This window comes from Collinsella aerofaciens, assembly GCF_028209885.1.
GTDB classification, from domain to species: domain Bacteria; phylum Actinomycetota; class Coriobacteriia; order Coriobacteriales; family Coriobacteriaceae; genus Collinsella; species Collinsella aerofaciens_BA.
This window is the reverse complement of the sequence record NZ_JAQLEM010000010.1, coordinates 13,365-26,615: the sequence shown is the minus strand read 5'-3', so window position 1 is coordinate 26,615 and position 13,251 is coordinate 13,365. Positions and strand designations below refer to the sequence as shown.

9 protein-coding genes are annotated in these 13,251 nt (G+C 59.3%); 4 read left to right on the top strand and 5 right to left on the bottom strand.

The features are described from left to right. Positions 1-81: 81 nt before the first annotated feature. Positions 82-1,929, bottom strand: a complete 1,848-nt coding sequence (glmS, locus tag PMX21_RS03920; protein WP_271758166.1) for a glutamine--fructose-6-phosphate transaminase (isomerizing) — start codon at positions 1,927-1,929, stop codon at positions 82-84. A gap of 559 nt (positions 1,930-2,488) precedes the next feature. On the opposite strand from glmS, the gene PMX21_RS03915 reads away from it, so the two are divergent. Both PMX21_RS03915 and PMX21_RS03910 read left to right on the top strand, forming a co-directional pair. After that, the gene (locus PMX21_RS03915; RefSeq protein ID WP_271758164.1) at positions 2,489-3,622 is read left to right on the top strand and encodes a LacI family DNA-binding transcriptional regulator; all 1,134 of its coding nucleotides are present in this window, start codon (positions 2,489-2,491) and stop codon (positions 3,620-3,622) included. A gap of 213 nt (positions 3,623-3,835) precedes the next feature. Then, positions 3,836-5,041 (top strand): ATP-binding protein, encoded by a 1,206-nt coding sequence (locus PMX21_RS03910; protein ID WP_117799159.1) that lies wholly within the window; start codon positions 3,836-3,838, stop codon positions 5,039-5,041. 201 nt (positions 5,042-5,242) lie between these two features. On the opposite strand, the gene PMX21_RS03905 is transcribed toward PMX21_RS03910, so the two are convergent. Beyond that, positions 5,243-5,893 (bottom strand): HAD family hydrolase, encoded by a 651-nt coding sequence (locus PMX21_RS03905; RefSeq protein ID WP_271758162.1) that lies wholly within the window; start codon positions 5,891-5,893, stop codon positions 5,243-5,245. A gap of 173 nt (positions 5,894-6,066) precedes the next feature. Between PMX21_RS03905 and larE the strand changes: the two genes are divergently transcribed. Further along, positions 6,067-6,945: an ATP-dependent sacrificial sulfur transferase LarE gene (larE, locus tag PMX21_RS03900; protein ID WP_271758160.1), complete on the top strand. Its 879-nt coding sequence runs from the start codon at positions 6,067-6,069 to the stop codon at positions 6,943-6,945. Positions 6,946-7,064: 119 nt separating this feature from the next. On the opposite strand, the gene PMX21_RS03895 is transcribed toward larE, so the two are convergent. Together PMX21_RS03895 and PMX21_RS03890 are read right to left on the bottom strand one after the other, a co-directional pair. After that, positions 7,065-8,759: an ATP-binding protein gene (locus tag PMX21_RS03895; RefSeq protein WP_271758158.1), complete on the bottom strand. Its 1,695-nt coding sequence runs from the start codon at positions 8,757-8,759 to the stop codon at positions 7,065-7,067. 369 nt (positions 8,760-9,128) lie between these two features. Then, positions 9,129-9,779 carry an HAD family hydrolase gene (locus tag PMX21_RS03890; protein ID WP_271758156.1) on the bottom strand — a complete coding sequence of 217 codons (651 nt, stop codon included), beginning with the start codon at positions 9,777-9,779 and terminating at the stop codon, positions 9,129-9,131. A gap of 216 nt (positions 9,780-9,995) precedes the next feature. Here PMX21_RS03890 and PMX21_RS03885 point away from each other — a divergent pair, with 216 nt between their 5' ends. Further along, positions 9,996-10,979, top strand: coding sequence for a DNA/RNA non-specific endonuclease (locus PMX21_RS03885; RefSeq protein WP_271758154.1), 984 nt, complete (start codon positions 9,996-9,998; stop codon positions 10,977-10,979). A 114-nt stretch (positions 10,980-11,093) separates the two neighbouring features. On the opposite strand, the gene PMX21_RS03880 is transcribed toward PMX21_RS03885, so the two are convergent. After that, entirely contained in the window at positions 11,094-13,169 is a 2,076-nt protein-coding gene (locus tag PMX21_RS03880) for an elongation factor G (protein WP_271758152.1), read from the bottom strand. Positions 13,170-13,251: the final 82 nt, after the last annotated feature.

The following is a 13,251-nucleotide window of genomic DNA, read 5'->3' as shown; positions in this document are numbered from 1 at the left end:
GTGGTTTCTCCGTACAAAAAGGCCCGGCTCCGTCTGATGACGCGGAGCCGGGCCTTGGCTGTTGGAACGCCGGAACATCCGCTACTCGACAGTAACGCTTTTCGCCAAGTTTCGGGGTTGGTCGACGTCGCATCCGCGCAGGATGGCGACCTCGCGGGCGAGCAGCTGCAGCGGGACGCTCGCCGTGATGGGGCTGAACACGTCGCGGACTGCCGGCACGCGGATGATGCAATCGGCGATCTTGTTGATCTCCTCGTCGCCCTCAGTGGCAACGACGATGACCTTGGCACCCCGCGCCTTGCACTCCATAAGGTTCGACACGGTCTTGTCGTAGGTGGCGCTCTTGGTGGCCACGGCGATGACAGGGAAGCCCGGGTCGATCAGGGCGATGGGGCCGTGCTTCATCTCACCGGCGGCGTAGGCCTCGGCGTGCAGGTAGCTGACCTCTTTGAGCTTGAGCGCGCCCTCGTAGGAGATAGCGGCACCCATGCCACGGCCCACGAACAGCGCCGATTGCGCGTCCTTGCACAGCAGGGCGGCCTCATGAACGGTCTCGGTTTGGGTATCCAAAATCCACTGGATCTGCTCGGCCGTATCGGAAAGCTCGCGGAACAGCATGCGCGCCTGCTTGGTGGTCAGGCGGTATTTGACCTGCGCCAGCAGCAGCGCCAGCAGCGTCAGGCTCACAACCTGGCCGATAAAGCTCTTGGTCGAGGCGACCGCGATCTCCTTGTTGGCCTTGGTATAGATGACGCCGTCGCTCTCGCGCGCCACCGGGCTGCCCACCACATTGGTGATGCCGAAGACCTTGGCACCCTTGATGCGCGCGTCGCGAATGGCGGCAAGGGTATCGGCCGTCTCGCCCGACTGGGACACGGCCACAACAAGCGTCGTCGGCGTGATGATGGGGTTGCGGTAGCGGAACTCGCTTGCCGCCTCGACCTCGGTAGGAATACGAGCCCAGCCCTCAATGAGATTCTTAGCAATGAGGCCAGCGTGATAGCTGGTGCCGCAAGCGATCACGTAGACGCGGTCGATGTCGTTGAGCTCCTCGAGCGAAAGGCCCAGCTCGTCGATGTCGAGCTCGCCGGCTGGCGTCATACGACCGACCAGCGTGTCGCGCACGACGCGCGGCTGCTCGTGGATTTCCTTGAGCATGAAGTCGGGATAACCGCCCTTTTCGGCCATGTCCAGATCCCAGTCGATGTGAGTGACCTTGGGCTCGATAACATTGCCGGCCTCGTCGGTGTATTCGACGCCTGCGGGCGTGAGCTTGGCAAACTGACCGTCCTCGAGCACCACGACATCGCGGGTGGCGTCGATGAGTGCAATGACGTCGGAGGCGACATAGGCGCCGGTCTCGCCTGCGCCGACCACAATCGGGGAATCCTTGCGGGCTACGGCGATCACGCCGGGCTCGTCAGCGCACACTGCGGCCAGACCATAGGCACCGACCACGTGGGTGCAAGCCTCGCGCACGGAGGCCATCAGGTCGTGCGTCTCGGCATAGGCCTCTTCGATCAGATGCGCAAAGACCTCGGTATCGGTCTCGCTCTTAAAGTGGTGGCCGCGGCCCTCCAGCTCTTCGCGCAGCTCAGCGAAGTTTTCGATGATGCCGTTGTGGACGATGGCGATACGACCGTCGCAGCTGGTGTGGGGATGGGCGTTAACGACGGAGGGCTTGCCGTGGGTAGCCCAGCGGGTATGGCCGATGCCGCAGGTAGCGTCGCTGTCGATATTGGAAAGCTCGCTCTCCAGGCCCGCGACCTTGCCCACGCGGCGGATGACGTCGAGGTGAGCCGCGGCGCCCTCGCCCACCTCGAGCGCAACGCCCGAGGAGTCATAGCCGCGATATTCCATGCGCTTGAGGCCCGTGACCAGGATGTTCTTTGCAATATCAGAGCCGGTGTAGCCGACAATTCCGCACATAGGATAAATCCCTTCGTTCGCGTGACTGCAAGACGTCCACGCACAGGGGGCGCTGAGACGTATAACGTTCGAGTATTGTACTCACGCAAGCGCAAGCTGATATACCAGAAGTGGTATCTCAACTTAGATGCCACCCGATGCACACATGCCCAGCCGGTCCAAACCACCACAATGGGGACAGGCACCTTTGTGGTGGTTTGGACCGGGGCGGCGGCCTATCCCGGCGAAAGATCTCGATCTGTAACATCTGGGCCGCAATAAGCCGGCTTAGTGTTACAGATCGAGACATTACGGTTCGGCCCCTGCACTATGTCTCGATCTGTAACAGGTAGAGCCGGTTTTGCCGTCCAGATGTTACAGATCGAGACAATTGAAGGCCCGGGCAGCTCAAACCACCACAAAGGTGCCTGTCCCCTTCGTGGTGGTCCGGGGCAGTAGCGGCGTTTGCCCAGATAAAACCTGCCAAAATAAACCTGTCCCTAATTGGCAGGTTTTGACACCCTAGGGGCGGGCGATGCTACAATCTGCCTTGTACTTGAAACGCATCAAAGGGGCCGCTATGGCAAAGGTGAAAATCAGCGACGTCGCGCGCGAAGCGGGGGTCTCGCTGGGCACGGTTTCCAACGCGCTCAACCACCCCGAAAAGCTGCGTCCTGAGACCCTCAAGCTCATTAACGAAACCATCAATCGACTGGGCTACCTGCCCAACCAAAGCGCTCGTCAGCTTGCGGGCGGCGCCACCAAGTCCTTTGGCCTGGTGCTCCCCCGTCTCGATCACGGCTTTTCGCTCCAAATCGCCAGCGGCGCCCACAACGAGGCCCGCAAGCACGGCTACGATCTGCTCATCGCCAATGCCGATAACGACGATATTCTCGAGGATCATTACCTGCGCTACTTTATGGGCACTCAGATGTCCGGCGTCATGGTTCAGCCCATGGCATCCCCCGACTGGCACCCCGCCATGACCAAAATGCCCGTGCCGATCGTCCATCTGGACATCCACTGCTCCGAACCCGGTTACTACGTGGCCGCCGACAACGAGGCACAGGGGCGCATTATCGCCGAGCTCGCCATCGCCCGCGGCGCACGCCATATCACCGTTGTGGGCAGAGCGGCATTTATGCAGCTCACCCTGCGCGTCCTTGGCATCCACAAAGCACTTGCCCTGCATCCCGATATCAAAATTGAGGTCATCGATGCCGGAGAGTGGAATACCGCAGCCGACGGCTACAGCATCGGTACCCAGATTGCCGAACGCCCTGCTGACGAGCGCCCCGATTTTGTCATCGGCCTGACCGACGTATTGGCCTCGGGCGTTATCTCGGCGCTGACCGACAAAGGCATCTTCGTCCCCGAGCAGGTCCGTGTGGCCGGCTGCGACGGCAACCCCCTTGCATGGAGCGGGTCGGTTCCCCTTACCACCGTGGCGCCGCCGGGCTACGAAATTGGCCGCAAGGGCGTACAGCTGCTCATGGAACAAATCGAGGATAAACCTGTCGCCAAGACCAAACGAGTCCGCATCGGCTCCGCCGCGCGCACCGTCACCACGGTCACGGCCAGCGAGGACATTAACCGTCAGGAGCTCGTGCGTCCCTTCTTGCTCGAGCGCGTAAGCACCCAAAATGCCAAGCCGCACCCGACGGGCCAACCCATGGTCCCGACAACCGACATCAACCTGGGCGCCTACTTGTAACAAAAAACGCCGCAACGGAAACAGGCCCGCTGCGGCGTTTTTTACTGGCCCCATGCGCCCCCCGTTTAGCCGGACCTGCGGCTACGGATATTTATGGAATGTAATCCAATTTTCATTAACTTTTTTGTTAGAATAGACTCAATTCCATATTTTTAGATATTTCCTATAAATATTGATTTTGCTCCAGTTTTTTCTCGCCAAGAAAGGGGTTTCATGAATCTGATTGATCGCAAACAGTACCTCGACTGGCTCATTTCGTGGAAAGACTCGCACGTCATCAAGGTCGTTTCGGGCGTGCGAAGGTCCGGCAAATCAAAGCTATTCGAAATCTACCGTAGCTACCTGCGCGATTATGGAATCACAGGTGACCAGGTTATATCCCTCAACTTTGAAGACCTGGAGTTCGAGTCGCTTACGTCATATAGAGCACTCTACGACTACATTTCCGCCAGACTCGTCCCCGATAAGATGAACTACGTTTTTCTGGACGAGATACAGCACGTCGAGCATTTCGAAAAAGCCGTCGACAGTCTTTTTATCAAGGACAATGTCGACCTCTACATAACCGGTTCCAACGCCTATCTGCTCTCGAGCGAGCTGGCTACTTTGCTCTCCGGTCGCTACGTAGAGCTCAAGATGCTGCCCCTATCCTTTAAAGAGTTTTGCTCGGCAAAAACCAATGACGGAAAGGCTCCCGCGCAGTTGTTTGACGAGTACATCACCCGGGGCTCTTTTCCCTTTATCGCCGAGACGGGTATTCTGGGACCCCAGGCGCGCGATTATCTTATGAGCCTCTACGATACCATCGTCATACGCGACGTTATCGAACGCCTGAAGGTCTCGGACGTCCCGACCCTGCGCGATATCACCAAGTTCCTACTCCATAGCATTGGAAACCGGATCTCGATTAAAAAAATCTCCGACACGCTCTCGTCCAACGGCAACAAAACCGACCAGAAAACCGTAGCCAAGTACCTCAAAGGCTTAACAGACAGCCTTGTGCTGTACTTTGCTCCGCGCTATAACGTGCGCGGTCGGCAGCTTCTTTCAACAAACGGCAAATACTACGCCGTTGACCTTGGACTTAGAGGCGCTCTTGTCAAAACCCAAAGCAGCGATATCGGTCATATCCTCGAAAATGTTGTTTATCTCGAGCTCCTACGCCGTGGATACGACGTCTACGTGGGCGATATCGACGGCGGGGAAATCGATTTTGTTGCCCTAAACTCAGACGAGACAGCCTATTTTCAGGTTTCAGCCACAACGCTCGACGAAACCACCCTCAATCGAGAGTTGGCCCCCTTTAAGAAAGTCCGAGACAACTACCCCAAGACGCTTCTTACGCTCGACACGCTGTTTGCGGACGCGAACTACGAAGGAGTCCGCAAGCGCAACGTGATCGACTGGCTCCTTGAGTAACTTGTAGCGTCATAACCCTCCGCCAGCTCCTTACCAAGGCCGCAGCCCCAGTCGCTTAAAGCACAATGCCCCTCTTATCAGCCAAAACAGCAATCTTGGCGTGATAAGAGGGGCTGACTGCGTCAGCGCCTCCACGCAGGCGCCGTTGCCGCCACCGTCCCGCGGGATCGGGCGCGGGACATGGCGACTCACGTACAAACGCTAACACACGGCCTTGACCGCTGCCGGCAGATCGAACAGCGTATCGAGCACGGCCTCGCAGCCGTCCGCCACGTCCTGCGGCAGCGGCACGATGTCGGGAACGGCAAAGACATGGCAGCCGGCCGCGATGCCAGAGACGCAGCCGTTGCGTGAGTCCTCGACCACGGCGCACTCCTCGGGAGCAAAGCCCGCGCGCTCGCAGGCAAGCAGGTACATCTCGGGATCGGGCTTGCCGTGCGCGACGTCCTCGCCGCAGGTCACCGTCTCAAACTTGTCAAAGAGGCCAACCGTCTTAAGGTTGCGCTCGGCGGTAACGTGGCGCGACGACGTCGCGAGGCCCACGTGATAGCCCGCAGCCAGCAGCTCGTCGAGGCACTCGGCGGCGCCGGCCTTAAGCTCCAGATCGGTCTTGACCATCTCGTCGCGAATCTCCTTATGGCGACGATAGATTGCCTCTGCGGTTTCGCAGCTGCCGTAATGCCCATCAAGAATGTCCATGACATCGGGCAGCGTGCGACCGATAAACTGATGGATCAACGCATCATCAATCGCGAATCCCAGCTCGGCCGCGCCCGCCTTCCACGCCTTGATACCCAAACGCTCGGTATCGACCAGCGTTCCGTCCATATCAAAAATAACAGCCTTGATCATATCGGTCCCCCATCGCTTCGCGCTGCTGTACTCCCGCAACTTTACCGCACTTGTAGACTTGTATATAACGTATATAGCATATTGCGCTTTCGTTACATAGATAGAAGTCTTATGACAAGCGGCTCGGTAGGATTATAGTTTTCGACCGAGTACTCAACGGCAAGGATCGATTCATGCTTTCAGACACCACCGCACCTGCAGAGGAGCTTCAGGACAAACTCGCAGCGCTCGAGCAGCTGCTTTTGGCATATGGACGCGTCACCATCGGCTTTTCCGGCGGCGTTGACAGCAGCTTTTTGGCCGCCGTATGCGCCCGCATCATGCCTGCCGACACGCTTCTCGTTCACCTCACCACGCCGCTCATCGGCACGCCCGAGCAGGCTTCGTTTGAGCGGGCGGTTGACGGGCAGGCCAATGAGGGGCCGCATTTTAAGCTCCCCGTGCTCAATCTTTCGGTCGATCAGCTGCGGCTCCCCCAAGTAGCCTGCAACGATGCCGACCGCTGCTACCACTGCAAGCGCGCCGGCTTTACCGCCATCGTCAACCACGCCAAGTCGCTGGGCTTTCCCACCGTCATCGACGGCAGCAACGCAAGCGACCGCGGTGACTACCGCCCCGGCATGCGCGCTGCCGAGGAACTCGGCGTGCGCTCCCCTCTCATGGAGGTCGGCTTTACCAAGGACGAAGAGCGCGAGTTGCTGCGCGCCTGGGGATACCCCGTCTGGAACCTGCCGGCAGGAGCCTGCCTGGCCACGCGTGTCCCCACGGGCGAGGAGCTCACGCGCGAGAAGGTCGATGTAATCCGCACCTGTGAGGACTACCTGCACGACCTTGGCCTGGACCAGGTCCGCGCACGCCTCGTCGGCGGCTGCATGCATATCGAGGCCGCGCCGGCAGACGTCGCCAAGATCGCCGCCCTCGGCAGTACCGCGGTCAACGACGAGGGCAAGGCCCCGCTTCCCGTCGCCATCGAATCTGCCCTGCGTAACCTAGGCTGCGGTCATATCTCCCCCGAGGTAACCCCCTACATCCACGGCAACATGAACCAATAACCCACCAAAAAGGGACAGGTTTATTTTGGCAGGTTTTATCTGGGGAAATATCGCAGGGCAACCGCCTCTCTAGCATCCATCTATCTTTGAGAGACACTAGAGAGGCGACTCAGCCACATCTACCTCTTCCGATAGCGGCGGTTGCGGCTCGTCGATGAACCCATTACTTCAATGAGTCCTTTATCCGCCATTTTTGGCAGATGGTAACGGACGGACGAAATCTTGACCCCCGATGCAACCGCTATTTCTCGCGCCGTCATATCCATTCCGGCGCTGAGAGCCTCCAGGATCCTATCCGCCGTCGAAGCTGACAATTCTCTGCTCATATCGATAATTTCAAACGTGTCTTTGCCACATTTTGACAGGACATGTTTATCGACAAGGCCCCCGCAGATCAGGCGAATGTCATCCGAATCCCACTTCAAAGCCTCTCGTATTTTTTGAACATCGCATACGCACCCATGCTCCCGCATAAACATGAGCAATGTTTCCTCGCGATGCGTCAGTTCGGTGTCCACATGGCCCTGAATCCACGTGCGGTTTTCAGCAAGCTCCGCCCCGTGCCGGGAAAGCAGCACCGTAAACGAATCGGCCTTAACGATAAATTTCGGCCTGCCAAGCGAACGAGACTCCATCTCGCGAATCATAGCCGGGATACCAGATCCCTGGCTTTCCGCAACGGCCCCCTCGGCATGCTCTAACGGCGTCGCCCCCATTAGGCTCATGAGCTTTGGGTTTCGGCAGCGCGATTCCCCGTCTGCAAGATTGTCCACCGTCTTTCCGCCCCAAAGGCCGCCAGGGTTTTTGATCTCTATTCTGTCTGGATAGATATCGACACTCACGGCCTGCCCCACAAACATGGGCGAATATTCTCGATGGATGCAGGCATTTGCCAAGGCCTCGCGCAAAACCTCCTGGGGTACTTCCCAATCTTCCCTTCTACCAGCGCCTCGCACTATCGCCGCTTTGCGCAAGTTTCGTCCGATCGCAGCGAGGGCATCTTCGATGCAAGCCGGAATCGGGCCATCGCACAACTGGCGGTCAATAAACCGGGGTTGCCCAGGAGCAGATTTTTCCACATCGGAATGAACGGCGACATCGATCATCAGCTTAGGATAGAACTGCTGGGGGTAGATTCCCGCCGACAGCAGCCCCGCGAGCTTCACAGCTCCATCCTTTGTAGTGATATTGAGTCTGGCCAGCTGCTTTTCCAGCGTATCGGCCCCGCGCAAAACGCGCGGGGTCTGCAGCCGGCGATTTGCGATAATGGACCGCACGACATCTGGATCCAAATCCTCGACTGTTGCCTCCGAAACCACCGTACCGTCTGCATCGCTCGGAAGCAACGCACTCTGTAGCTCATATAGCTCAGCGGGCGACATCTTGATATCTTTATCATCCACGCGCTTGTAGCTACCGTTCTGCACGCCGCGCGCGCCGATATAGCATGGCTTCGCTTTGAGCTCAAGTTCAAAGATGCGCACCAGAAGTACCTGGAGCCCGTCGACCTCGCCTCGATCAAGCTCATACCGTGGCGCATGGGTCACCACCGCCGCTGAGCCTCCGTCTCCGATACCCGAAACAAACTGGTCGCGCACCCTGTCGATAGCAAAGTTGGCAGAAGGAACAAATCCTTCGGCTTCGTTCAGGCCCAAAATAATGAGCCCGCCCGCAGTGTTCGCAAAAGCACTCACTGTCTCCCATACGTCTGCACTCAATTTATTCGTGCAGGCTTTAACTTCTACCGATGCGTCATCGGTCCCCCGCCTGCGAAGGCGCTCAACGATAAGGCCAAGAGGTTCATCCAACAGCATTGGCATTCCGTCTCTCTAAAACAATAGATTTATCTCTCTAAAGCTTAGTATATCTCTCTAACTTTAGAGAGATGAGCACCTTCTTTTAGAGAGAAATTTAGAGAGATGTATCAAATTCACTGCTAGATTACCTAAGGCCATCTCTCTAACCGACATTCTCTTTAGAGAGACGTTTAGAGAGACGAGCGCATCTCTCTAACCATGGGCTCCGCTCTTTAAAGCGTACACATCCCAACCGTGCCCTAAGTTGCGGCGGGCATTACCCCGCCAACCCGCCAAAAGAGGACGGGATTATTTTGGCAGGTTTTATCTGGGAAAACGCAAGCGGGGCCACGCCGAAGCCACCGTCATCAGCCTCGGCGCATACCTTTAGCGCACGGCCCTGACCGCCGCCGTCAGATCGAACAGCGTATCGAGCACGGCCTCGCAGCCGTCCGCCACGTCCTGCGGCAACGGCACGATATCGGGAACGGCAAAGACATGGCAGCCGGCCGCGATGCCAGAGACGCAGCCGTTGCGTGAGTCCTCGACCACCGCACATTCCTCGGGAGCAAAGCCCGCGCGCTCGCAGGCGAGCAGGTAGATCTCGGGATCGGGCTTGCCGTTCAGGGTATCCTCGTTGCAGGTCACCGTCTCAAACCTATCAAAGAGGCCGACCGTCTTAAGGTTGCGCTCGGCCGCAACGCGGCGCGACGACGTCGCAAGGCCCACGTGATAGCCCGCAGCCAGCAGTTCGTCCAGGCACTCGGCGGCGCCGGCCTTAAGCTCCAGATCGGTCTTGACCATCTCGTCGAGAGCATCCCTGTAGTGGGCTTCGACCGTCTCGACGATTTCGCGGCTGCCATAATGCTCCTCAAGGATGTCCCTGACATCGGGCATCGAGCGACCGATAAACTGATGGACCAGCGCATCGTCAATCGCGATCCCCAGCTCGGCAGCGCCCGCCTTCCATGCCCTCATGTCCAAACGCTCGGTATCGATCAGCGTTCCGTCCATGTCAAAAATGACAGCCTTGATCATATCGGTCCCTTCATCGGCTTGCACGGCCTTCGTTACCGTCACTCTACCGCGCTTTACAGCTTGTATATAACGTATATATCATATTTGGCTTTCGCTACATGAATCAATAGCCTACCAAAAAGGGGCAGGTTTATTTTGGCAGGTTTTATCTGGGAAACGACCTGCGGCGTCTCCTGCTAGACTGGTAGATTCGCAACCGACTAACCAGGAGCCCCCATGTCGCGCAAGTCCGCCTACAAGCAAGTACTTTCCATCGGCACCGCCGTGGTGCTGGGGTTTGCGCTGTTTACGGGATCGATCGACGGAGCGCCCAAGCTGTTGTCGCCGCAAAGCGATGAGCAGGCGGCGGCTCTGGCCGAGAAGCAAAGCGAGAGCCCCAACCGCACCGACGACGAAGCGGACTTGGTCGCCCGGCTCGAATCGGGAACGGCGAGCCCCCCGGACCCTCAAAACAGCCAGGACTCTGGCGATGGCTCCGATTCCGCCGCAACCGACACCGGCGACGGCGCTTCCGCGGACAGCGCCGCCACCCCCATCGACGAGGTCGAAAACCCCGATCTCAACCGCGCCCGCAGCGTATATCTCAGCAGCATTCCCGACTACGCCGGCAACCCCTACGTTGCCCTTCGTGCCGACAGCACGCACGCGCTCGGCACGCCATCATTCACGCTCGATGAATACGAGCGCGCTGCAGAAGAGGGCTGCTTTAAGAAGTTCTCTAAACTCGACAGCCTGGGCCGTACCCGCAAAGCACTCGCCTGCATAGGACCTGAATCGCTCGGTCAGGGCAAGCGCGGCGATATCTCGCGTATCCACCCCGCCGGATGGCACCAGCAGCGCTACGACTTTATTCCGAGCCAGAGCCTCTATAACCGCTGCCACCTTATCGCTTGGTCGCTCTGCGGCGAAAACGCCAACCGCAAAAATCTCCTGACCGGCACGCGCTATCTCAACGAGACGGGCATGTTGCCCTTCGAAGAGCAGATCCTCGGCTATATCCGCGACACGGGCAACCACGTGCTCTACCGCGTCACGCCCATGTACAACGAAGAGGAACTCGTCTGCCGCGGTGTCCGCCTCGAGGCGCAGTCGGTCGAGGACCACGGCAAGACACTGTGCTTCCACGTGTACTGCTACAACCTGCAGCCGCATGTGCAGATCGACTACGCCACCGGCCGCAACCAGGCCTCGGGGGATTAGCCCCGAGCCACGACAAGAACCGATTTGCAACCCCACCGGGGATCAAAAAGGGCCGCTCCGGATCACCCAGAGCGGCCCTTGCATCGGCACGTATGTTACAGGCAACGTCACACGCTACTTGGCGCGGCCCTCCTCATAGCGCTCGACCAGCTTGGCCTGAACGTCATAAGGCACCTGCTCATAGCCCGCGGGCTTCATGGTAAAGTCGCCCGTGCCGCGCGTGATAGAGCGCAGGCGCGTCGAGTAATCCGTCAGCTCGGCCAGCGGCGCCTGGGCGATGACCACGGTGTCTCCGCGCTCATCGGTCTCCATGCCCGTCACGCGACCACGCGAGGCCGAGATGTCGCCCATCACGGCGCCGGCGTAGCTCTCGGGGATCGTCACCGTGATTTCCTCGATGGGCTCCAGCACCACCGGGTCGGCATCGGCGCACGCCTTGCGCAGGCCGATGCGGGCCGCCGCGCGGAACGCCATCTCGTTGGAGTCGACGCTGTGATACGAGCCGTCGTACACAGCCACGCGAATGCCCGTGAGCGGGTAGCCGGCGATGATGCCGTCCTTCATAGTCTCCTGAACACCCTTATCCACGGCAGGGATCAGCGAGCGCGGAATGCGGCCGCCCACGACCTCGTCCACAAACTCATAACCGTCGCTCGTACCGTCGGCGGTAATCATCGGCTCCACACGCAGCCAGCAGTCACCATACTGACCGGCACCACCAGTCTGCTTCTTATGACGACCCTGGGCACTTGCCGTGCGGCGGATGGTCTCGCGATACGGGATACGGATCGGCACGCTCTTAGCAGCGACCTTGGTGCGGTCCTCCAGACGATTGAGCAGGACCGAAACCTGCGCCTCACCCACGGCGGAGATAATGGTCTGGCCGGTCTCCTCGTCGCGGTCGATGCTCATGGTCGGATCGGCCTTGCAAGCCTTCTCGATAAACGTGTAGAGCTTCTCTTCGTCGCCGCGGTTCTCGGCTTCGATGGCGATACGGTACTGCGAGTTGGGGAACTTAAACGCCGCAGCCTCGACCTTACCGGTAATCGAGAGTGTATCGCCCGTCTCGGCAGCCAGCTTGGGCGCCACGATGATATCGCCGGCATACGCGTGCCCGACCTCGGTCATGTCGCGGCCGCACATCACATACAGGTGAGCCAGACGCTCGCCCTTGCGCGTGCGCGCATTGACCAGCTCAAGGCCCGGCTCAAGCGTACCCGTCAGCACCTTGATAAAGCTGATGCGACCCTGCTGCGGATCGGCCAGGGTCTTAAACACAAACGCCACCGGGCGGTCATCGTCGCTCAAGATCTTGAGCGAATCGCCATCGATAAGCGGCATCTCGCCGTAGTCCGTCGGCGCCGGGAAGTACGTGGCAATATCGTCCATCAGCGAGTTGACGCCCTGCTCCTTAATGCAATCGCCCGCAAAGACCGGCACAAAGATGCGCTCGGCGATCGCCTTGGACAACAAGCCCTCAAGCTCTTCCTGCGTCAGTGTCTCCTCGCCTTCCAGGTATTTCATCATCAGCTCATCGTCGGCCTCGGCAACGAGTTCGCACAGGTGGTCGTGGGCCTGTTCGGCCTGGGTACGATACTCCTCGGGGATCTCCGACTCAACGGCTTCAGCGCCGTTGCAATGGCGCGCCTTCATGCGCACCAGGTCGATGATGCCGTCAAAGTCCTCGCCCTCGCCCCAGGGAAGGGTCACGGCGCCCAGACGCGTACCAAAGCGCTCCTGCAGCAGGTCCATCGTGGTCGCAAAGCTGGCCTCGGGGCGCGACAGGCGGTTTACGAACACCGCACGCGCCAGGCGCAGGTCCTCGGCGGCATACCAGAGCTTAACCGTCGTAGGCTGCGGGCCGGCCTCGGCGTCGACAACAAACAGAGCCGTCTCGCAGACGCTCATCGCGGCATAGGCGTCGCCGATAAAATCGGGATAGCACGGGGCATCGAGCACGTTGATGCGCGCACCCTTCCAGTCGATCGGCGCAATGGTCGTCGAGATGGAAAATGCACGCTTGACCTCTTCGGGGTCATAGTCGAGCGTGGGCTTGGTGCCGTCGTGGCCGCCCAGGCGGGCGGTCTTGCCGGAAAGGTGGAGCATGGCCTCGGCGAGTGAAGTCTTGCCCACCCCACCTTGGCCTACGAGCACCACGTTCCTTACGTTACCGGTCTTGGGAGCACCCATGATGACCTCCTTGCAGGGCCGCGCGCATTGCGCGACGCCAACGGGGAGAGTTCGCGGTCGGTGCCGTCCCGGGAGCAGCATG

Bases quoted from the DNA above. Each gene is read 5' to 3' on its own strand.
- glmS (WP_271758166.1), bottom strand. From the start codon at position 1,929: ATGTGCGGAATTGTCGGCTACACCGGCTCTGATATTGCAAAGAACATC.
- PMX21_RS03915 (WP_271758164.1), top strand. From the start codon at position 2,489: ATGGCAAAGGTGAAAATCAGCGACGTCGCGCGCGAAGCGGGGGTCTCG.
- PMX21_RS03910 (WP_117799159.1), top strand. From the start codon at position 3,836: ATGAATCTGATTGATCGCAAACAGTACCTCGACTGGCTCATTTCGTGG.
- PMX21_RS03905 (WP_271758162.1), bottom strand. From the start codon at position 5,893: ATGATCAAGGCTGTTATTTTTGATATGGACGGAACGCTGGTCGATACC.
- larE (WP_271758160.1), top strand. From the start codon at position 6,067: ATGCTTTCAGACACCACCGCACCTGCAGAGGAGCTTCAGGACAAACTC.
- PMX21_RS03895 (WP_271758158.1), bottom strand. From the start codon at position 8,759: ATGCTGTTGGATGAACCTCTTGGCCTTATCGTTGAGCGCCTTCGCAGG.
- PMX21_RS03890 (WP_271758156.1), bottom strand. From the start codon at position 9,779: ATGATCAAGGCTGTCATTTTTGACATGGACGGAACGCTGATCGATACC.
- PMX21_RS03885 (WP_271758154.1), top strand. From the start codon at position 9,996: ATGTCGCGCAAGTCCGCCTACAAGCAAGTACTTTCCATCGGCACCGCC.
- PMX21_RS03880 (WP_271758152.1), bottom strand. From the start codon at position 13,169: ATGGGTGCTCCCAAGACCGGTAACGTAAGGAACGTGGTGCTCGTAGGC.